Here is a 22,163-nt window from a genome sequence, read left to right as displayed (position 1 = left end):
GTTACCAATCTAAAAATATGTTGAATGCAAGAATAATTGATGAAGTTATAAAATAACATCTATAGTTGTTTGATAAATTGAATAAGCTGCCAAAATAACAAATAACTTACAAATAAACTTAAAGTAGTTACAAAAATCCTTTATTCTTGTGAGTTATTTAATGTCGTGATCCCGACTCCGAGAACAATCATCCAGCCCAACTGGACCTAAGCTTGTAAAACAACCCTAATTGACGTCAAAAAACCTATACATAAAACGTATATTATAAGGTGACGAGCATTCTATAGTAAATTTTACTCTATATTACGACTATATAACTAAATGATACAGTAGTATTACAATTTCATGACTGAATCAAAAGTCATACTTTTTTGTGTTAGAGTAATATAGTGTATTATTACGTGAAAATTGCCGACATGATTTTGTCTGCTAGTTTCATTTGTAAGAGGCTTCCTGAGTTTCTTAGAAAAGATTTAGGAGGAAATTCCATTGTTTAAGCGCTTTAATAGTTTAGGAGAAAAGCATTTACATAACCATGTTTCTTTTAGCAAGAAGATGACAATGGGAATTGCATTAGCTGCAACGATTACTTTCGGAACGCATAGTGTAAGTGCACAGGCTGAAAACACATTATCTACCGTATATCATGTTTACCTTGATGGTCAGTATATGGGGACAGTAGATAACCAAAATGTGATTGAACAAGTTGCTACGATAAAAATCAGTAATGTAAAAGAAACATATAAAGATCTTAATTTAACAATTGAAGAGTTAGAGATTATACCAGAAAAGATGTTCAGACCGGTTTATGATAACAGTGAAACAGTTCGTTCTTTAGAAAAAGACTTAGATGTTGTAGTGGAATCTACTGCACTAAAGATTAATGAAAAAGAAGTTGCCTACTTTAAAAGCAAAGCAGAGGCTGAGGCTGTTTTAAAGCAATATAAGCTTCAATATGTTTCTGAAGATGTATTAAAGGAAATAGAGAAGAGTATTGCTACTAATCAAGTACCAGCTACTCTTAAAGAAGGACAATCTAGAATAGTAGATGTAACCTTCTCAGAAGATGTTTTGCTCGAAACGAAAAAAGTATCTCCGGATAAAATCATTAGCTCTGAGCAAGGGTTAAACTTATTAGAAAAGGGATCTCCTGAAGATAAACAGTATGTGGTACAGGAAAATGATGTACTTGGAAATATTGCGGAGGCTCATGCCTTAACTCTTGAAGAATTATTAAGTTTAAATCCCGGTCTTAAGGAAGACTCTGTTATTCAATCTGGTGATTTGCTTAACGTAACCGTATTAAAGCCATATGTTACAGTAAATATAAAAGAAGAATCATTCATAAAAGAGAATATTGCATTTGAAACTGAAATAAGCGAAGATGCGAATTTGCCTAAAGGGGAAGAGGAAGTATCTCAAAAGGGTCAGAATGGTGAAAAATTAGTAAACTATGTTACTTATAAACAAAATGGCACTGAAGTAAAACGTGAAACGGTAAAGGAAGAAGTAGTAAAGGAATCTGTCAAAGAAATCATCATAAAAGGTACGAAGGTCATTCCATCAAGAGGTAGTGGTGATCTGGCTTGGCCGGCAGTTGGAGGATATATCTCTAGCGGTTTAGGGCAGCGCTGGGGTAAACTACATAAAGGAATTGATATAGCAAGACCTAGTGATCGTACAATAAAGGCTGCAGATAATGGTACGGTGATTTCTGCTGGATCTGATGGTGGGTATGGAAATAAGGTTGTTATTGACCATAACAATGGTATAACAACACTTTATGCTCATTTAGATTCAATTTCTGTCTCAGTTGGTCAGGTTGTCTCTCAGGGACAAAAAATCGGTGTAATGGGGACAACAGGAAATTCTACAGGAGTTCATCTGCATTTTGAAGTGTATGAAAACGGCAACTTGAAAAATCCTGTTGATTATTTAAAATAATGAAAGAAGGTCTGACACAATTTAGGAGGTCAGTCCTTTTTTTCGTTCTATTACTCTTTACCACTAGAAAAGAAAATCTAAACTTTTATTTATACTATTAAAAGGTATAAAATTTTAAGGATGATCGTATAAGAAAATGTTCATGAAGACCCTGAAAAAGATGAATCTCTTCTTTGAAAGTGGTACATTAAACATAAGCATGAACTTGTCATACTAGAACGATGCTAAAGTTTTTTGATGTGATGATAGTGTAATTTGGTAAGAAAGAAAACACGAAAATAACTTCACAAAAACAAATTAGCAGAGCCAAAATTAAAGGGGCGAGAATATGGAAAAAAAGATATTAGTTGTTGATGATGAAAAACCAATTGCAGATATATTACAGTTTAATTTGAAAAAAGAAGGATACACAGTCTACTGTGCCTATGATGGCAACCAGGCCTTAGAAATGGTGGAGGAAATTAATCCGGATCTTCTTTTGCTGGATATTATGCTTCCTAACAAAGATGGAATGGAAGTGTGTCGTGAAGTTAGAAAGAAATATGAAATGCCGATTATTATGCTAACAGCAAAGGATTCAGAAATAGATAAAGTACTTGGGCTTGAATTGGGTGCTGATGATTACGTAACAAAGCCATTTAGTACAAGAGAATTACTAGCACGTGTAAAAGCCAACCTTCGACGACAACAGGCGAATGATACAGCTGAAACAAAAGGATCTAACAACGAAATTTCAATTGGTTCACTAGTGATTCATCCTGATGCTTATGTGGTTTCAAAACGTGGAGAAACAATTGAACTTACACATCGTGAATTTGAGCTTCTTCACTATCTAGCTCAACATATCGGTCAAGTGATGACAAGAGAACACTTGCTACAAACAGTTTGGGGCTATGATTATTTTGGTGATGTCAGAACAGTTGATGTAACAGTTCGACGTTTACGTGAAAAAATTGAGGATAACCCAAGTCATCCTACATGGATTGTAACAAGACGTGGAGTAGGCTACTATCTAAAACAAGCAGAACAGGAATAATGGTATGAAAAGGGTTAGGTTTTTTCAATCCATTCATTTTAAGTTTGTTACGGTATATGTGCTGCTTATTATGATGGCAATGCAGATTATTGGAATTTATTTTGTTAAGGAATTAGAATCCTCTCTAAAAACAAACTTTGAGGCTTCCTTAACAAATCGCTTAAGCTTACTAGTCTATAATATTGAACAAGAAATGTCTCGAGATCCTAAGGAATACTCTGATGGAAAGACATTAACGAGTGAAATTACCACGATTCTAGATGACTTTCTTACAGAGGAAATTATTGAAGTACGTGTAATAGATATGAGTAAAACAGTCATTGCAACGTCTGATATTAATAAGGACATAGTTGGGAAGAAATCAATTGAGGAAACTGTTCACCGTGCCTTATTGGGTCTGGATTATAGTGGTGTATTTATTTATGAAACAGAACGTGTGCGTGTTATGACCGTTCCTGTTAATCAAAATAACCAAACAATCGGTGCTGTGTATGTAATGGCATCAATGGAAGAAGTCTTCTCTCAAATGAGAATTATCAATAAAATCTTAGCTACTGGAACCATTCTTTCATTAGCAATTACTGCTGCTTTAGGGATATTCCTAGCAAGAACAATCACTAGACCAATGACAGATATGAGGAAGCAGGCCATTGAGCTAGCAAATGGTAACTTCTCACGAAAGGTTAGAGTGTATGGTGAAGATGAAATTGGTCAGTTGGCTATCACCTTCAATTATTTAACGGAAAAACTTGAAGATGCACAGGCTATGACAGAGGGAGAACGTAAGAAGCTTGCGTCTGTTATTGCCCATATGACTGATGGAGTTATTGCAACAAATCGTGAAGGAAAAGTTATTCTTATTAACAATCCAGCAATAGACATGCTGAATGTTTCACGTGGAACGGTGAATAACACAGATATTACAGAGCTATTAGGAATAAGTGAAGAATATACATTTGAAAGTTTATTAGAAGAACAAGAATCACTCATTCTTGAATCTGGTACGAATGAACATCCATTTATCATTCGTGTTAGTTTCTCAGTAATTCAAAAAGAACGAGGGAAGAATGAGGGACTTATTGCTGTTCTTTATGACATTACAGAGCAGGAAAAAATAGAGCAAGAACGCAGAGAGTTTGTTGCTAATGTATCACATGAGTTACGGACACCATTAACAACGATGAGGAGCTATTTAGAAGCATTAGCAGACGGTGCTTGGAAGGATGATGAACTTGCACCACAATTCCTGAATGTTACACAAACAGAAACAGAACGAATGATTCGATTAGTAAACGACTTACTTCAATTATCAAAGCTTGATCGTACTGATTATAAGCTAAACAAAGATTGGATCAATTTTACTGACTTTTTCCAAAAGATCATTGATCGGTTTGAAATGACGAAATCACAGCATGTAGCATTTTTTAGAAATATACCAAACGATCCCCTTTATGTTGATATTGACACAGATAAAATCACACAGGTGCTAGATAACATTATTTCTAATGCGCTTAAATATTCACCAGAGGGTGGAAAGGTTATTTTTACAGTAGATGTTTTACCTGCTGAGTTGCAAATCCGGATAAAAGATGAAGGGGTAGGAATACCTCAAGAAAGTGTAAATAAAATCTTTGATCGCTTTTATCGAGTGGATAAGGCCCGAACTCGTAAACTAGGTGGAACAGGTTTAGGACTAGCCATTGCGAAGGAAATGGTCCAAGCACATGGAGGAGATATTTGGGCTCAAAGTAGGGAAGGAGCAGGAACAACTGTATTCTTTACCTTACCATATGACCCGGAACAAGAGGATGAGTGGGAATGAATAAAGAATCAATAAAAAGTGCCACTTTAACTGTACTGGTGATCATTAGTCTGTTTTTTACATGGAATATGTGGAACCTTCAGCCCTCATATGAAGAGTTTCAAAATAATTCATTCTTTGAAAGTGTTCCAATTGGTCCTGAGAGGAGAACTCCTTATCAAGTAATTAGGCCAAAACAATTATATATTCATACGCCTGAAGCTCACTTTAGTACATTGGATGATCAGTATTTAGAAGCTCTTTGGACTGAAATGCAGGACTGGAATTATAGTTTAGGAAACAACAAGAACATTGCTCAAACATATACAGAGGAAAATTTTAATAATTGGATTCATAGTAAAGCAGAGGCTAAAATAGAACTTAGGTTCCTCGACGGAATACCGTTGGAGACGATGAAATCGATGTTTGAATGGGATACAGATACAAATGACTCCATTAATTTTGATCGCATATATTTAAATGTACCTAATGAAAAAGAAGCTCAAAAAGTGTACTTTGTATCAACGGAAAATCTCAAAATTGTTGAAACCTCTGTTAATTTACCTGATGCAAATCAGTTTGTTTCAACTATTTATAATAAAAAAAGTGAGTTTACCTCTTACTTTGCCTTTGAGACAGATGTAGGAAATGAAATAATGCTTCCTGAAAATAAAATAGAGCTGGATAGTTATCAATATTTAACAGATGAAATAGGTGATGAAAGGTTTAAGGATGCTTTATTTAGCAATCCCCGGCTTGTTAAGCAGGATGTTAATTTTTCAAGTAATCGGTACACGGATAGTAAAAGAGAACTAAACATTTTTCCAAATGAGCATTTGGTAAGGTTTGTGAATCCCACACTATCAGAATCAAGTATACTGGAGGAGTATCTTCTTTTAGAGCAGAGTATTAATTATTTAAATGATCATGGTGGATGGACAGATGATTATCTTTTATTTAATATAGATAAGTCCAATCAGCAAATTCGATATGTTATGTCGATTGGCTCTATTCCTGTCTTAACATCAACAGAGGAATATTTTGGTCCAACCATGATTTCGCAGCGCTGGGGACAGAATGAAATTGCTATTTATGAACGTCCTTCATACCAGCTAATGACGCAGATATCAAGCAGTAATCCTATTAGTTTGATTTCAGGTAAAGAGGTAGCTGAAATTCTGAAGGCTGATCAATCAATCGATAAATCAAAGATTGAAAACATCTATATTGCTTACGAATTAGGTGGCTCTACAGATCAAAAATATGTAAAACTAACACCTTCATGGTGCATTGAGATGAAAGATGGCACGCTAATGAAATTAAATGGTAATCAAGGGAGGGATAAAGGTGGATTGGAGTAAAACAAAAACCATTTTTATCCTTGCATTTCTAATCTTAGATATCTATTTAGCGATTGAGTTCTTTGAACTAAGAGATAAATCGGATTATGCAGTTATGCAAGAAGCAACCTTGGAGGAAAAGCTAGCGGCTGAGGATATTAAGTATGGTGATTTACCTGAAGATATCGGAAAGGGCTTCTATATAACGGCAAAAAGTAAGGATTTCACCCTTGAAGAAGTTAGTAAACTGAATGATAAAGGACAATCATTAGTTGTAACAAATACAAATATTGAAGAAGAATCCTTTCGTTCATTAAAAATGAAGCTAACCAAACCATTTCCGTTGCCTGATGTTAATTTAGAAAGTAAAGTGAATCAATTTTTAAAAGAAAATGTGATTTCAGGTGAACTTTATCATTATTGGTATACAGATGAAGAATCTAATTCTATAATATGTATTCAGAAATATAAAAACCGAAATATATTTCAATCAAAGCTAGATCATATTGGTATGGTGATTCTTCAGTTAGATGAGGATAATCAAATATATGGGTATGAGCAATCAATGCTTGAGGGAATTAAGGAAGTAGAGGAGCAAGAATCAACGATTACAGCCTTAAAAGCAATCGAAGCTCTATATAATAAAAACTATCTTCCAGAGAATAGTCAAATTGTTACCATGCAGTATGGCTATTACACACATATTCCACTTTCGAATCAACAAATTTTGGCGCCTACTTGGCATATTATCATAGAAACAAAAGATAAAGAGAGACAAGATTTTTATGTGAATGCCTTAGAGGGCGATGTTTTACAGTTAGCAGATTAGGGAAAAGAGGAGTGACATAATATGAGCTTGCAGTTTAGTGTACTTGCAAGCGGAAGTACGGGGAATGCCATTTATGTGGAGGCAGAAAATCAAGCATTTTTAGTTGATGCCGGCTTAAGTGGTAAACAGATGACTAATTTATTTGACCAAATTGGACGAGATATTCAAAAGCTTTCAGGAATTTTGGTCACACATGAACATAGTGATCATATAAAAGGATTAGGAGTTTTAGCAAGAAAGCATAAACTACCTATCTATGCGAACGAAAAAACCTGGCAGGCTATGAATGGATTAGTTGGAGAAATTGCAACAGAGCAAAAGTTTGTTTTTCCTACAGGATCTGTTAAATCCTTCGGTGCGTTAGATATAGAATCATTTGGAGTTTCACATGATGCAGCAGAGCCTATGTTTTTTGTGTTTCATCATCAAGGAAAAAAACTAGCTCTTATTACAGATACAGGCTATGTTAGTGATAGAATGAAAGGCACGATTAAAAATGCCGATGCCTTTGTGTTTGAAAGCAATCATGATGTTTCTATGCTTCAAATGGGACACTATCCATGGAGTATCAAACGTCGTATCTTAAGTGATGTTGGACATGTTTCAAATGAAGATGCAGCAATTGCGATGATGGATGTGATTGGAGATGCAACAAAACGAATCTATTTGGCCCATCTTAGTAAAGATAATAATATGAAGGATTTAGCCAGAATGTCTGTTGAGCAAACACTTGCCAGCAAAGGGTTTATAACAGGCGAAAGTTTTGAGTTATATGATACAGACCCATCAACCCCGACTTCGCTTGTAGCCATATAAGATTTAATAATGGCATTTTCTACAGTGAAGATTTACAGGTTAATTTATAAAATGAAATAACAGAAAAATCGCCATCATCTTGGTTAATTTTCATTGTATAGGAGAATAATGTTGATTAGGTAAACACTATTCATAGCATGTGAAAGGAATGGTGAACATTATGGGCTATTATGATCAAGATTATGAAAATTATGATGCAAAAAGGCAAAAGGGAAACCGTGGAGGCTGGTTTTTAGCTGGACTCGTAGGAGCCATTTTAGGAGGACTACTAGTGTTCTTTGCTTTACCAGCACTATCAAATTTCCTGCCTTATGAAATGAACCTTGGAGAAGAAGCTACAGACCAACAAGGGCAAACAGTTGAAGATACAGGACCGATTAAAAATGTATCAGTTGATGTAAACTCAGCAATTACAGGTATTGTTGATGAGGTATCAGATGCTGTAGTTGGTGTTGTTAATCTTCAGGAAGCAGGGTTTTGGAGTGAAACCGGCGAAGCAGGTACCGGTTCAGGAGTCATTTATAAAAAAGAAGGTAAAGATGCTTTTGTCGTAACAAATCACCATGTTATTGAGGGTGCATCACAAGTAGAGATTAGTTTAAGTGACGGGACAAGAGTTCCTGCTGAAATACTAGGCAGTGATGTGTTAACAGATCTTGCTGTTTTAAGAGTTGATGCTGATAAAATTACAAAAGTAGCACAATTCGGTGATTCAGATGCAGTAAAACCAGGTGAACCTGTTATTGCAATTGGTAATCCACTTGGCTTGCAATTTTCTGGTTCGGTTACACAAGGAATTATTTCAGGAACAGAAAGAGCGATTCCTATTGATGAGAACGGTGACGGACAAGTAGATTGGAATGCTGAAGTATTACAAACAGATGCTGCAATCAACCCTGGTAACAGTGGTGGAGCACTTATTAATTTAGACGGTAAGGTTATTGGAATTAATTCAATGAAAATAGCTCAAGCAGCTGTTGAGGGAATTGGATTATCTATTCCTGCAAACCATGCAATACCGATTATTGAAGACTTAGAAAAGTATAGTGAAGTAAGACGTCCTTATATGGGAATTGGCATGAGGTCGTTAAATGAAGTTTCTTCTTATCATAAAGAACAAACCTTAAAACTACCTCAAGATATCAACAATGGTGTTATTGTCATGAGTGTTGTTCCAGTCTCACCAGCAGCACAAGCAGGATTACAAGAGTTTGATGTGATCACACAGTTTGCAGGTGAAGATATAAAGGACATCATTGACTTAAGGAAAATCCTTTATAATCAAGAAGTTGGCGATACCATTGAGTTAACATTTTATCGAAATGGCGAGAAGATGTCTGGTAAAATGAAATTGGGAGAAGAAGACATGTTAGGGGGCTGATTTCAGCTCTCTTTTTTTGACTAAAAAGACCTGTGGAAAACTAAGATTTGTGATTTGGGTTAAAATAAAAATAGAATATCCACATGTGGATAAGGAGGAAGAAATTATGTATTGCTGTGAAGACCATATTGAATTAGCGATAGATATGTATGTAGATGAAAAAGAAACAGCACCAGAGATAGAAAAAATTGAGCAAGGTGGAAAGTTATCCACAACATGCCAACTTTGTGAAAAGCAGGCTCTATATATAGTCGGAGAGTAATTTTGTTAATAAATGTGGATAAAATTCCATATTTGTGGATAACTTCTGTGGATAATGAAAGTGTTGAAATGGGGAAAAGATATGAACATCTCAATCATTACAATTGGTAAGTTAAAAGAAAAATACCTAAAGCAAGGAATCGATGAATATCTAAAACGATTATCATCATATGCAAAAATCGAGATCATCGAATTAGCCGATGAAAAAGCTCCAGAAAATCTAAGCGAAATAGAAATGGAGCAAGTAAAAGAAAAAGAGGGAGAAAGAATTCTAAGCAAAATTAGCGATGACACACACGTCATAGCGCTAGCCATTGAAGGAAAAATGAAATCCTCTGAGCAACTAGCAAAAGACTTAGATCAGCTCGCTACGTACGGAAAAAGTAAGGTGGCATTTGTTATTGGAGGGTCGTTGGGGTTAAGTAATACTGTGATGAAGAGGGCAAATGATAGCCTTTCATTTTCTAAAATGACGTTTCCGCATCAGTTGATGAGGTTGATTTTGGTGGAGCAGGTTTATCGGGCGTTTCGGATTAATAGGGGGAACCGTACCACAAATAGAGGCAAAAAAAGTTGAAGATAGGGCGGATATTTGCCATTAGAAGCAGGGATAGAAGGTGTTGATATGCTTTCTTTTTCTGTTTCTAGATAGAGCATGTGGATAAGTGTAAACGTATTTGAAAGGTTAACTTCCGTAAAATCAAATTCAAGCTTAACCTTATCAATTTGACGTAACTGATCATTTGTTCGTCCAACGGTGATCTGTTTAACCAACAGCTGTAGCAATTGCTTTTGTTTATCTCTAGTAGAGGACTTATAGACTTCTACAAATCTTCCTAATAGAAGATGTACCAATTCTGGAGGAATAACTTTTGTATCAGATTTATTTATTTCTGTAATTAAATTATTCCTTTTTTGTTCAATTTCACTTTTTTCAATAGCAACTTGCTGTAATCGTTCTTGCAAAACCGTAACAGGAAAAAGATTTTGTTCAAAAGCTTCTAAATATCTATTCTGAAGTGCTAGTGTTTCCTCTAACTTCGAATCAGTTTCTTTCAGTTCTTTTTTTAATATTTTTATGGATTCAATTGAGGTTTTAGTTAGTGAGTTAATAGTTTCATCAAACTTTTGTTTATTGGATAAAAAGCTCTCTATACGTTGAAACAGAGCGTTTTCAGCATCATAAGCTTTAACTGAATTGGCTTTACATGCAGCTGATCCCTTGTTGTGAAAATCACTGCAAACATAATATCTGTGCTTTCTTTTGGTACCGTCACTTAAAGTGTAAGTAGTAATTGAAGGTACCATCCCTTGTCCGCAATCAGGACAGCGTAAGATACTGCTCAATAGAAACGGTTCGTTGGATTGTCTTTGCTTGAAAGATTTACTTTTCCTACGAGATTGAACAAGACTCCAAAGTTCATCATTGATAATCGCTTCATGCTGACCTTCTACTAAAATGGGATTATCATTTCTGCCTCTTCTTCTCTTCTTATCCCAGTTTTCAACCTTTAACCAACTAATTTTTCCGTTATAGACTGGGTTGTCTAAGATAGTTGCCATTCCATTTATAGAAAAATGACGATCACGTTTGGTTCGATACCCATTTTTATTAAGCTGATTTGCAATGGCTTTTAAACCTTTTCCTTGGGAATAAAGAGTGTATATCAGTTTAACTACTTTAGCTTCCTCTTTGTTTATTACGAGTTCCTTTTCAATAGAATCATAACCAAAAATAACACCGCCATTCCATGAACCTTCTAAGGCTCGTTGTTTCATACCAAGCTTAACGTTCTCAGACAATGTATTTCGTTCCATTTCGGCAATAGAAGCCATGAGCTGAACGACTAGACGACCTATTGGACTACCCGTATCAAAGTTCTCGGAATAAGAGATAAACTTTACTCCATAATCTTCAAATTTGTCTAATAAAGTAAGAGTATCTAACATATTTCGCGATAAACGTGAGATTTTCCATACAAGTACTGCATGAAATTTGTCCTGTTCAACGTCTGCTACAAGTCTTTGCATAGCAGGGCGGCCGGTGATATTCTTTCCAGAAATCCCTTCATCCACATACTCGTCAGCAATTTCCCAATTATAAAGAAGGGCGTAGTTTCGAAGGGTTTGTAGTTGGGCAGCAATGCTATAACCTTCAGAAGCTTGTTCTTCTGTACTTACTCGTACATAGATAGCAACCTTTTTAATATCCATTTTTTTTACCTCCCTTTCTAAAATCATACAATGGTAATAAAAAAAGGTAAAATGACAGTTGTCATTCACCTTTTATATAGGAAAAATACTATTTATATCATTGTTATCAAAGTGAAATATAATCTCTTTAATCTTTCTCTCTTTTACTGAATTTCCTTTCAAAACATGTATTTCCTTAATAAAATTGTGGAATAGTAATTTTTTATCTTGGTCAGAAATAATGTGATAAAAATGCTTAAAATCGTTTATAAGAAACTCAATATCAGAATTTATATCTATTTTTTTCTGAATTTCAATCCGATTGTTTAATTCTGTGAGTTTTTGTTGGTCTTTCCTTTTTAGATAATCTGTTTCAAAAACTATAGCTTTAAAAGTCTCTGTACTAAGTTTTTCTTCATCATCGGTTTCCTCATCCTGTTTATAAAAAGAGGTAAGTAGATCGCTTAATTTTTTCTCAGCTTGTTTTAACGAATTCTTTAGAATAGTTGCTTCTTCTTCCAGAGATACTAGAGTAGAGTTTAAGTTAGATAATATTATTTGTTTAAGCAATGCAGAAAGATTGAGAGTATTTAAGTATGATACTACTTTATCAAGTACGTATTCTTCAGCATATTCTTTCTTTACTAAATTTGATGAACATACACTTTTACCGCTCATCTTATTCTTATTACATTGATAATACTTATATTTTTGGCTACTATTACCTTGAACCATAGGGGAGCCACACTGAGGGCATTTAAGTAGCCCCGATAAAGGGTAAGTACCGGGATGTATTTTTTTAGGTTGAATGCTCTTTTTTGATTTGATTTCTTGTGCTTTATCCCAGAGTTTTTGTGGAATTATTTTTTTGTGTTGTCCTTCGGTATAGGTGTCTTTCCACTTAATGTAACCAATATATATATCATTTTCTAAAATTGTTTTAATAGTATTGGTTGTCCATTCTTTATTTCTTGTTGTCTTTATACCTTGTAAGTTTAACTCAGAAGCTATTTTTTTATACCCCCAATTATCATATACATACTTCTTAAAAATATATCTTACTAAAGCAACTTCATTAGGAATTACCCTCAAATTACCATTTACAGATTCATAGCCTAAAACTTTACCTCCATTAAAGAGCCCCTTAGATGCCTTAATTTTCATACCAGAATATGTTTTAACTAGATTATATTCTCTCTCCTTCTCTGCCTGATATGCGCTAAAAATAAAGGTATCTTTTGAATAAGGATATATTGTATTTACATTATCTAAGATTGAAATGAAATACTTATTATGTTCTTGAAGTTTATCCCAAATATAGAGAGAGTCTAAAAGTTTTCTAAAAGCACGATCTATTTTTAATACAATTAAATAATCAACATCTTTGGAACTTATTAAATCATTTATCATTTTAATAAACTGGGATCTTCCGTTAATGCTTTTAGCAGACGCAGTTTCACTATAGGTTGTTACAAGTTCATAACCCTGAGCAGCACAGAAGTCTTTAATAACCTTTCTTTGATTCTCAATTGATGTATTATTTTCTTGTTTACCCGTACTGATACGAACATATGAGTAAAGTACCTTTTCACTATTTTTCACAACCTTTACATAAATTAATAGTTTCTGTAGTATTTCTGTATTTAATAACAAGGTCAGAAAGAAAGTTTAAGAATTGGGTTGCCTTCATCTCTTGAGGATTTTTTTCTAATTTTAAAATAGATGTATAATAGTTTTTATAGTCTAAATTTGTATTTATTTTCATATACGTATTCCTCTCTAATTATTAATTTTAAAAAACAAAAAAACCCCAAGCGGTAAGATACCTGAGCATGAAAATCAAAAGATAATCATGTCAGATTTCTGTACCATGCTTGGGGTTTTCCCTTATTGTGCATGTATATTATATTTAATGTTTTTTTAATATCTTATAAAAAAATATTATCATATATTTTTAAAAGTGCAAGTCTGAAAATAATGAGAGTAATATACACTTTAAACTTATTAAAGATGAAATGACTTATAGAAGATGTTAAAATAAGGAAAGTGAAGGTGATATCCTTTGCTTCCTTATGGCCATGCCATTGTGGCTTAGAGCAAAATAATCCACCCTAACGGTTCACAGCGTAGCTGGGTGGATTATTTATTAACAAACTTTAAAAGCTAGTTTAGGATCTTGAGGTAATGATTTTGGATTAGAAATCATTCACAAATTCTTAATACAATCCTATTACTAACTATTACTTCCATACAAAGCGAAAATCTTTGATATTTGATAAATATAAATATTAAAAGTAAATATAGAAGACATATCAAATTTTAAAACAGAAAGTAGGGATATACTTGATATTTAGAAGTGCGTTTAATGATTTAGACACTTATCTCAAAGAAAACCTATTTTCTATTACATGTCATGATCTATTTAGCATTAAGCAGGATTTCTATCAATCTATTGAAACCCTTAATGGGAGTACTGCTAATTTAACAGGAATTACTGAACTACTTATTTTCCGTCACCTCTATCACACACTAAGAATGAACACTCCTGTCCTAAACAAGTCAGTCTCCAATGGGAAAAGTCAGTTATCAATAGGGAAGAGATTTATCGGGAAGAATGGCAGACCACAAGATCCTGATATTGTAATAGAAAGAGAGGATTCAATTACTCACTTGATATCAATTAAGAATGCTTTAGCTACTAACTCGCCTAAGAATTTTGAAAGAGATAGTGAAGTAATTAAACACTTAATGAGCAAGAATGGACCCAATCAAGTTTGTAACAATGGAATTGTGGACATTCATAGAATTGATAACATACGTCATGGTCAACATAAAGATTTCAAGTCAGTTACAGTAGTCTTTTCGAAGGTTCCAGACAGACATCAGAGGGCCATTAATATTATACAAGAAGCATATGATTGGCACCATTTTATAATTCTAGAGAACAATACTAACACGTTCATAGTAGAGGTTAGAAAAAACTTAACATTGCTAGTTCCAGATAGATAAATAACTCAAATGATGTTGTAAAGTTTAGTAACACTTATCTAGTAGAGATTAAAAAGTAATAGATATAAAGAATTTCTGCTTACTTATAATTGCGAAGGGTGTGAGTAATATGTATTCTATGCTATTTCTTGCAGTTATTTTGGCATTAATTATTTTAATCGTTATAAAGAGAAATAACAAAAAGTTAGTCCAAATCTTGTCTACTATATTGTTCTTACTTATTATTGGTGGATTTATGTTTATCAAAGATGTTGTGCAGAATTTTGCCCCATAGGGTAAACAATTGAGCAAGGCATTTTCTATAATGTAATTAAAAGAAATAGATTACTACGCTTAAAATACAACACTAAGGAGGTATATATATGACGAGACATGTCATTAGTATAATTAGTTGCCTTTTTCTATTTTTAAGTGGAAGTTATAATATAATTGTTCATGGATTTACATTTCCTTTTCTAATTCTTACATTCGGTGGATTGATCGGCTTTATTGGAAGTTTGTTTTACAAAGTGAGAAAAAAGAAACTTAACAACCTTATGGACTGAATCGATTTCAGTCCTTTTTTATGCTTAATATTTTAAATTAGTAAAAGGAAACTTTCCCCTTTTATGAAAGCGATTTCTGATAGATTTAATAACAATAAATGGACAGTTTCATGTTCAAAACTTCAAAGTATTGAACATGAATAGATAGTCCTGTAAAATAAAGTGGTTAGGTATAATCAATACTTATGTTCATAAATGCATCTCATAAATAGTGAAAAGAGGTGATTTTTTGAAATATGGTTATGCAAGAGTGAGTACAATGCATCAGGATTTACAGGTTCAACTGAAACAGTTAGAGAATGAAAATTGTGACAAAATATACTCTGAAAAATATACAGGGACAAACAAAAAGCGACCTGAATTTCAGAAGTTGATTGATATGTTACAAGAAGGAGATACGTTAGTTGTCACAAAATTAGATCGTTTTGCCCGGAGTACACAAGATGCTCTTGAAATCATTAAAGATTTATTTGAACGAAATATTAAAGTTCATGTATTGAATATGGGGGTTATTGAAAATTCTCCTACTGGACGGTTAATATTCACGATTTTCTCTGCGTTTGCAGAGTTCGAGAGAGATATGATCGTAGAACGAACCCAAGAAGGCAAATTCTTGGCCAAGCAGAATCCTGATTTCCGAGAGGGAAGACCAAAAAAATTTTCAAGGCAGCAAATAAATCACGCCTTATCATTGCTAGAAAATCATTCGTATAAACAAGTTGAAGATATGACTGGGATTTCAGTTTCTACACTTGTCAGAGCTAAGAAAAAGAGTAAAGCAGAGAAAATTGCAATAAAGAAATAATGCTGAAAGAATAATAGATTACATAAATGGAGGACTATTCATATGAATGAAGAGTTAAGACTTATCCAAACAGGTACTAATATACAGGAAAAGGCAAATTTAATTTGGAGTATTGCCGATGCTTTAAGAGGCTTATACAAACCACATGAATATGGTGAAGTTATTCTACCAATGACTGTGATTAAACGATTCCATGACACTTTATTACCAACAAGAGATAAGGTTTTAGATACATACGATAAGGTGAAACATTTAGAAGTAAAAGATGGATTCTTACAAAAAGCATCTGGTTATGTTTTTTATAATATCAGCAATTTTACCTTTGAAAACTTACTGTCAGACCCGAACAATATTGAAGAAAATTTCCTTGCTTATTTACATGGGTTTTCAGAAAACGTTCAGGATGTATTGAAGAACTTTGACTTTGAAAGAGAGATCACAAAATTAGCTAACAATGATAAATTATTTTTTATTATTCAAGAGTTTAATTCTGAAAAGGCATATATGGGTCCAGATAAAATTACAAGTACAGATATGGGTTACATATTTGAAGAGTTAATTAAAAAGTTCTCAGAAAGCTATGATGAAGAAGCAGGGTCTCACTTTACAAGCAGGGATATTATTTATTTAATGACAGACTTACTTATTGCAGAGGAAAAAGACGTTCTTATCGATGAAGGCGTTGCTAAGACAGTATATGACCAAACTATGGGGACCTCTCAGATGCTAAGTGCTATGGAAGAACGATTAAAAGCACTGGATGCTGAAGCAGAAGTAACTACTTTTGGACAAGAAATAAATGAGCAAACGTATGCAATTGCAAAAGCAGATACAATGATTCGGGGTGGCAATCCTGACAATATGAAATTAGGTAATACATTAACAAATGATCAGTTTGCGGGTTATACCTTTGATTACTGTATTTCGAATCCTCCTTTTGGAACGGATTGGAAATCAGAATACAAGAAAATTAAGGAAGAACATGATAAAGGTGAAAATGGACGTTTTGGAGTAGGTTTACCGAAAAAAAGTGATGGTCAGCTTCTATTCTTACTAAATGGTCTAAATAAATTAAAAAACACTGGGAGAATGGCAATTATCCATAATGGCTCTGCATTATTTAGTGGTGCAGCAGGCAGTGGTGAAAGTGAAATCCGCCGTAATATCTTTGAGAATGATTGGTTGGAAGCAATTATTCAATTGCCTAATGATTCATTTTACAATACTGGAATCACCACGTATATTTGGATCATATCAAAGGATAAGCCTAAACATCGAATCGGGAAAGTTCAACTTATTGATGCATCAAATATGTATGAAAAGCGAAGAAAAAATATTGGTAGTAAGCGAATTGATATTACCCTTGATTGTCGAGAAATAATTGTTCGCGCATATGGGGAATTTTTAAATAAAGAGTACTCTTTAGGTGATAAGACAGTTGAATCTAAAATTTTTGATAATCAGGAATTTGGTCATTATAAGGTAACCATTGAGTCCCCACTGTTGGATGAAAATGGGGAAATTATAATAAAGAAGGGAAAACCAGTCGCTGATTCAAGGAAAAGGGACAATGAAGAAATACCATTAAAAGAAGATATTGATGTTTATTTTAACAAAGAGATTAAACCATTTAATCCTGATGCTTGGATTGATAAAGCTAAAACTAAAATAGGATATGAAATACATTTTACTAATCTATTTTATAAATTTAAACAACCTGAAAAATCAAATGATGTTGCATTAAGGATTAAAAAGTTGGAAGAAGAAATTGTTGAATTATTTGAGTCATTATCTGGTCAGGAGGTTGAAGTAAATGACTAGAAAATTGAAAGACAGTGGGGTTGACTGGATAGGCAAAATTCCTGAAGATTGGGAGAAAATCAGATTAAAGTATTTATGTAATATAAATACGGGAAACAAAGATACAGTTAATAGAGTAGATAATGGAGTTTATCCATTTTTCGTAAGGTCTCCCATAGTGGAAAGGATTGATACATACTCTTTTGATGGTGAAGCTATCCTAACAGCTGGAGATGGTGCTGGTACTGGTAAAGTATTTCACTACATTAAAGGGAAATTTGATTATCATCAAAGAGTATATAATATACATGGTTTTAAAGGTGTTAGTCCCAAGTTTTTATTCTATTATCTAAAGACAAATTTTATAAAAGAAATTGAAAGGGGTACAGCAAAATCTACAGTTGAATCTCTAAGGCTACCAATGCTAAAGAATTTTCCTATAGTTATGCCTAATTTAGAACATCAAAAAAAAATAGTACATTTTATTGATTTCAAGGTTAATCAAATAGATCCATTTATTGAAAAAACAAAGCTATCCATTAAGGAATTAAACCAATATAAGCAGTCACTAATTACAGAATCATTAACAAAAGGGTTAAATCCTAATGTTGCAATGAAAGATACGAGAATTGGTTGGCTAGGGTATGTACCTAATCACTGGGATGTAAGAAAACTAAAGAATATCTTTGTGATAAAGAAAGATATTGCAAACGTTCTGGGATTTGATGTATTATCCGTAACTCAACACGGATTAAAGATAAAAGATATTGAGAGTAATGAGGGACAGTTATCTTCTGACTATAGTAAATATCAAATTGTAGAAAAAGATGATTTTGTGATGAATCACATGGATTTACTAACAGGTTGGGTAGATTGCGCTAGGAATAAAGGGGTAACTAGTCCGGATTATAGAGTATTTAGATTTAAAAATAATTTTGAATTTAATCACGACTATTATAAATATTTACTTCAAGCATGTTACCTAAATAAAACCTTTTATGGATATGGACAAGGAGTCTCCAATCTAGGTAGATGGAGATTACCAACAGATCAATTCTTGAACTTCTATTTTCCTGTTCCAAGTCTTAGAGAACAAATCGATATCGCAAATTTCTTAGATGGAAAAATAAATAGCATAAATAATTTAATTGTTAAGAAAGAACAACTGATTAATGAAATGCAAGAATATAAAGCTTCGTTAATATATGAATATGTCACAGGTAAAAAGGAGGTACTGTAATTGATTATCCAAGATAATGAAAAAAGGTTTGAAGAAGACATAGAGTCCTACCTCCTTTCTAAAGGAGGATATACGAAAGGTATCCAAACAAATTACGATAAAGAAAAAGCTATTGATATTAATCAATTAGTTAGATTTATTAAAGAAACACAAGAGAGAGCTTGGACAAGATATGAAAAGATATATCAAGCTGAAGCAGAGAGCAAATTATATAAGCGTCTTAATGATGAAATAGAAACTAACGGATTATTATATGTACTTCGCAACGGAATTACTGATCGTGGTGTAAAACTGAGAGTAGCTTCTTTTCGTCCAGAATCAACTTTAAATGAGAAGGTTATTCAAGATTATAAAACCAATCGATTAACCGTAACACGTCAATTTGCTTATTCAGCTGCAAACCTTAATACATTGGATATGGTCTTATCTTTAAATGGTATTCCTGTTGTAGCTTTGGAACTCAAGAATCAGATTAAAGGTCAATCTGTGGAAAATGCTAAAAAACAGTTTATGTATGACAGAGATCCTCGTGAACAAATTTTTCAATTTAATAAACGCGTATTAGTATATTTTGCTGTAGATTTGTATGAGGTATGGATGACAACAAAATTAAATGGTAAGGATACCTTTTTCTTACCATTTAATCAAGGTTCTAACGGTGCAGGTGAAGTTGGTGGAGTTGGAAACCCTGTTAACCCTGATGGATATGCTACCGCTTATTTATGGGAAAAGGTACTGGCAAAAGATAGTTTGATGGATATTTTGCAAAGGTTTATGCATTTGGATGTGGAAAAGAAAAAGGTAATAAAGAATGGAAAAGAAACAATCAAAACCTCTTCAAAATTAATATTTCCACGGTATCATCAGTTAGATGTTGTAAGGAAACTAGTGGACAGCGTTCGATTAAATGGTAGTGGTGAAAATTACTTAATCCAGCATAGTGCGGGTTCAGGTAAGTCAAATAGTATTGCGTGGTTGGCTTATCATTTATCAAGTTTGCACAATTTAGAGAATAAGTCTATTTTTTCATCAGTAATTGTGGTAACAGATAGAACTGTTTTAGATAGACAGTTACAAGATACCATTTCAGGCTTTGATCATGTTACAGGACTTGTTGAGACAATTGGTGAAAATAAATCTTCCAAGGATTTAAAAAATGCCATTAACGATGGGAAAAGAATAATTATTACTACTCTTCAAAAATTCCCGGTTATCTTTGAAGAAGTTGAAGTAAACAAAGGGAATAACTTTGCCATTATAGTTGATGAAGCCCACTCATCCCAAACAGGGACAAGTGCAAAAAAGTTAAAGGCCGCATTAGCTGATACAGAAGAAGCATTAAGGGAATATGCTGAAATTGAAGGTGAGCTTGAAGCTAATCAATTAGATGAAGAAGATAAAATAGTTAAAGAGTTATTAACATGGAAAGCACAATAATCTTAGTTTCTTTGCATTCACTGCTACTCCAAAAGAAAAAACGTTAGAAATGTTTGGAGAGAAGCAATCGGATGGTTCATATAAGCCATTCCATATTTATAGTATGAGACAAGCAATAGAAGAGGAATTTATTTTAGACGTACTACAAAACTATATGACATATAAAACTTCATTTCGAATTGCTAAGGATGCTCCAGATAATCCAGAACTTCCAGCCTCTCAAGGGGTTAAAGCAATTCGTAGATATGAATCATTGCATCCGCATAATTTGCAGCAAAAGACAGCCATTATGATTGAACAATTTCGTGACATAACAAGTAGTAAAATTAATGGAAGAGCAAAAGCAATGGTTGTAACAGCTTCCCGACTACATGCAGTACGTTACTTTCACGAGTTTAAAAATTATATAAAGAAAAAAGGCTATGCTGATATGGATGTTTTAGTTGCCTTCTCTGGTATAGTAAATGATGAAGATGCAGAATACCGGGAATCCAGTTTAAATAAAACAAAAGATGGAAAGAGAATAGCTGAGAATCAGTTAAAGGAAGAGTTCCATACTGATAATTTTAATGTGTTAATTGTTGCTGAAAAATACCAAACAGGTTTCGATGAGCCATTGTTACATACTATGTTTGTTGACAAGAAGTTATCTGGTGTAAAAGCAGTTCAAACATTATCCAGACTAAATAGAACACACCCTGATAAAGAAGATACATTTATTTTAGATTTTGTAAATGAAGCTGAAGATATTAAAAAAGCATTCGAGCCATACTATGAAGTAACTTCTCTAGATAAGGAAATTGATGTTAATTTAATTTATGATACAAAAACGAAATTACGTAATTTCAAGGTCTATAATGATCAGGATATCCAACAATTAGTAAAAATGTATTTCAAAGAGGGTAAGCAAACTAATACAGATTTAGGTAAAATGGCAGGTGCATTGAAGCCCATCATCAGCCGTTATCAAGAGTTAGATGAAGAAACACAATATACATTTAGGGTAACTATTCGCAATTTTAATAAATGGTATTCCTATATAACGCAACTAACAAGAATGTTTGATAAAGAGCTGCACGAAGAATTTGTATTTACTTCTTACTTAATTAAGTTTATTCCTAGGACTAAAAGAGAGAATATTAGTATAGAAGATAAATTGAAACTGGAATACTATAAACTAGAACAGACCTTTAAAGGAAATATTACACTTGAGAAAAATTCTAATTATAACGTTTTAAAAAACCCAGATTCCATCGACACTAGTGTTAAACCTATAGAGGAAGATGACCTACTTGAAAATATAATTAAACGTGTAAATGAACGATTCGAGGGGAAATTTACAGATTCTGACCGAGTTATTGTTGAAGGAATATACAAAAAAGCAGTAAAAGAAAATAAGAAGTTAAAGCGTTTTGCTCAGAATAATGATGCAGAAATTTTTGAAAGAAGTATTTTTCCTGACGTATTTGAACGGGTCGCACAGGAATTATATTTAGAACAAATGGGATCGTATTCAAAGCTTTTTGAAAATCGTTCATTTTACAATACTGTGTTAGAAGAAGTAGCTAAAGAGGCATATAGGGAGTTAAGAAAATAAAATAAAATTTACTAGTTTAGTCCTTTAAGAAGATGAAACCCCTCTGGTTTCATCTTCTACTTTTATTGGCGGGACTCCTGAACTCCAGCATGAATTATGACTTGCACATCCAATAATATATTCCTATTC

Annotated in this window: 15 protein-coding genes and 3 pseudogenes; 16 read left to right on the top strand and 2 right to left on the bottom strand. The window is 33.3% G+C overall.

Going from position 1 to position 22,163, the window contains the following annotated elements:
- Positions 1–489 precede the first annotated feature (489 nt).
- The 9 genes and pseudogenes from MVE64_RS13335 to rlmH all read left to right on the top strand — a co-directional run bounded on the left by MVE64_RS13335 (position 490) and on the right by rlmH (position 9,969).
- Positions 490–1,944: a M23 family metallopeptidase gene (locus MVE64_RS13335; protein ID WP_247338955.1), complete on the top strand. Its 1,455-nt coding sequence runs from the start codon at positions 490–492 to the stop codon at positions 1,942–1,944.
- A gap of 328 nt (positions 1,945–2,272) precedes the next feature.
- Positions 2,273–2,980: a response regulator YycF gene (yycF, locus tag MVE64_RS13330; protein ID WP_231308758.1), complete on the top strand. Its 708-nt coding sequence runs from the start codon at positions 2,273–2,275 to the stop codon at positions 2,978–2,980.
- A gap of 4 nt (positions 2,981–2,984) precedes the next feature.
- A complete protein-coding gene (walK, locus tag MVE64_RS13325) occupies positions 2,985–4,802 on the top strand; it encodes a cell wall metabolism sensor histidine kinase WalK (RefSeq protein ID WP_247338954.1) in 1,818 nt (605 codons plus the stop codon).
- Positions 4,799–6,142: a YycH family regulatory protein gene (locus MVE64_RS13320; RefSeq protein ID WP_247338952.1), complete on the top strand. Its 1,344-nt coding sequence runs from the start codon at positions 4,799–4,801 to the stop codon at positions 6,140–6,142. The genes walK and MVE64_RS13320 overlap by 4 nt, the downstream gene beginning before the upstream one ends.
- On the top strand, positions 6,129–6,950 hold the full coding sequence (locus tag MVE64_RS13315) for a two-component system regulatory protein YycI (protein ID WP_247338950.1): 822 nt from the start codon (positions 6,129–6,131) through the stop codon (positions 6,948–6,950). Before MVE64_RS13320 ends, MVE64_RS13315 begins: the two co-directional genes overlap by 14 nt.
- Positions 6,951–6,971: 21 nt before the next feature.
- Positions 6,972–7,766, top strand: a complete 795-nt coding sequence (locus MVE64_RS13310) for an MBL fold metallo-hydrolase (RefSeq protein ID WP_247338949.1) — start codon at positions 6,972–6,974, stop codon at positions 7,764–7,766.
- A gap of 160 nt (positions 7,767–7,926) precedes the next feature.
- Positions 7,927–9,147 carry a S1C family serine protease gene (locus tag MVE64_RS13305; protein ID WP_247347046.1) on the top strand — a complete coding sequence of 407 codons (1,221 nt, stop codon included), beginning with the start codon at positions 7,927–7,929 and terminating at the stop codon, positions 9,145–9,147.
- A gap of 106 nt (positions 9,148–9,253) precedes the next feature.
- The gene (locus MVE64_RS13300) at positions 9,254–9,409 is read left to right on the top strand and encodes a CxxH/CxxC protein (RefSeq protein ID WP_212135213.1); all 156 of its coding nucleotides are present in this window, start codon (positions 9,254–9,256) and stop codon (positions 9,407–9,409) included.
- Positions 9,410–9,490: 81 nt separating this feature from the next.
- Positions 9,491–9,969: pseudogene (gene rlmH / locus MVE64_RS13295) on the top strand (23S rRNA (pseudouridine(1915)-N(3))-methyltransferase RlmH).
- 651 nt (positions 9,970–10,620) lie between these two features.
- On the opposite strand, the pseudogene MVE64_RS13290 reads toward rlmH, so the two are convergent.
- Together MVE64_RS13290 and MVE64_RS13285 are read right to left on the bottom strand one after the other, a co-directional pair.
- Positions 10,621–11,622, bottom strand: a pseudogene (locus MVE64_RS13290) (recombinase family protein); the annotation flags it as partial.
- Positions 11,623–11,694: 72 nt separating this feature from the next.
- Entirely contained in the window at positions 11,695–13,203 is a 1,509-nt protein-coding gene (locus MVE64_RS13285) for a recombinase family protein (RefSeq protein ID WP_247338948.1), read from the bottom strand.
- Between the two features lie 741 nt (positions 13,204–13,944).
- On the opposite strand from MVE64_RS13285, the gene MVE64_RS13280 reads away from it, so the two are divergent.
- The 7 genes and pseudogenes from MVE64_RS13280 to MVE64_RS13250 all read left to right on the top strand — a co-directional run bounded on the left by MVE64_RS13280 (position 13,945) and on the right by MVE64_RS13250 (position 22,034).
- Positions 13,945–14,610: a hypothetical protein gene (locus MVE64_RS13280; protein WP_247338946.1), complete on the top strand. Its 666-nt coding sequence runs from the start codon at positions 13,945–13,947 to the stop codon at positions 14,608–14,610.
- A 109-nt stretch (positions 14,611–14,719) separates the two neighbouring features.
- A complete protein-coding gene (locus tag MVE64_RS13275) occupies positions 14,720–14,884 on the top strand; it encodes a hypothetical protein (RefSeq protein ID WP_247338944.1) in 165 nt (54 codons plus the stop codon).
- Between the two features lie 88 nt (positions 14,885–14,972).
- The gene (locus MVE64_RS13270) at positions 14,973–15,155 is read left to right on the top strand and encodes a hypothetical protein (protein ID WP_247338943.1); all 183 of its coding nucleotides are present in this window, start codon (positions 14,973–14,975) and stop codon (positions 15,153–15,155) included.
- Between the two features lie 229 nt (positions 15,156–15,384).
- Positions 15,385–15,960, top strand: a complete 576-nt coding sequence (locus MVE64_RS13265; RefSeq protein ID WP_247338941.1) for a recombinase family protein — start codon at positions 15,385–15,387, stop codon at positions 15,958–15,960.
- Positions 15,961–16,002: 42 nt separating this feature from the next.
- Positions 16,003–17,781, top strand: coding sequence for a type I restriction-modification system subunit M (locus tag MVE64_RS13260; RefSeq protein ID WP_247338939.1), 1,779 nt, complete (start codon positions 16,003–16,005; stop codon positions 17,779–17,781).
- The gene (locus tag MVE64_RS13255) at positions 17,774–19,000 is read left to right on the top strand and encodes a restriction endonuclease subunit S (protein WP_247338937.1); all 1,227 of its coding nucleotides are present in this window, start codon (positions 17,774–17,776) and stop codon (positions 18,998–19,000) included. The genes MVE64_RS13260 and MVE64_RS13255 overlap by 8 nt, the downstream gene beginning before the upstream one ends.
- A pseudogene (locus MVE64_RS13250) lies at positions 19,001–22,034 on the top strand (type I restriction endonuclease subunit R).
- Positions 22,035–22,163 lie beyond the last annotated feature (129 nt).

Origin of the sequence: Metabacillus endolithicus (assembly GCF_023078335.1) — a bacterium.
Classification (GTDB): Bacteria; Bacillota; Bacilli; order Bacillales; family Bacillaceae; genus Metabacillus; species Metabacillus endolithicus.
The sequence above is the reverse complement of the archived record's forward strand: the minus strand, read 5'-3'. Positions and strand labels throughout refer to the sequence as shown.

Excerpts from the sequence above, each read along its gene's own strand:
- yycF (WP_231308758.1), top strand. The coding sequence starts at position 2,273 with ATGGAAAAAAAGATATTAGTTGTTGATGATGAAAAACCAATTGCAGAT.
- walK (WP_247338954.1), top strand. The coding sequence starts at position 2,985 with ATGAAAAGGGTTAGGTTTTTTCAATCCATTCATTTTAAGTTTGTTACG.
- MVE64_RS13320 (WP_247338952.1), top strand. The coding sequence starts at position 4,799 with ATGAATAAAGAATCAATAAAAAGTGCCACTTTAACTGTACTGGTGATC.
- MVE64_RS13310 (WP_247338949.1), top strand. The coding sequence starts at position 6,972 with ATGAGCTTGCAGTTTAGTGTACTTGCAAGCGGAAGTACGGGGAATGCC.
- MVE64_RS13305 (WP_247347046.1), top strand. The coding sequence starts at position 7,927 with ATGGGCTATTATGATCAAGATTATGAAAATTATGATGCAAAAAGGCAA.
- MVE64_RS13300 (WP_212135213.1), top strand. The coding sequence starts at position 9,254 with ATGTATTGCTGTGAAGACCATATTGAATTAGCGATAGATATGTATGTA.
- MVE64_RS13275 (WP_247338944.1), top strand. The coding sequence starts at position 14,720 with ATGTATTCTATGCTATTTCTTGCAGTTATTTTGGCATTAATTATTTTA.
- MVE64_RS13270 (WP_247338943.1), top strand. The coding sequence starts at position 14,973 with ATGACGAGACATGTCATTAGTATAATTAGTTGCCTTTTTCTATTTTTA.
- MVE64_RS13260 (WP_247338939.1), top strand. The coding sequence starts at position 16,003 with ATGAATGAAGAGTTAAGACTTATCCAAACAGGTACTAATATACAGGAA.
- MVE64_RS13255 (WP_247338937.1), top strand. The coding sequence starts at position 17,774 with ATGACTAGAAAATTGAAAGACAGTGGGGTTGACTGGATAGGCAAAATT.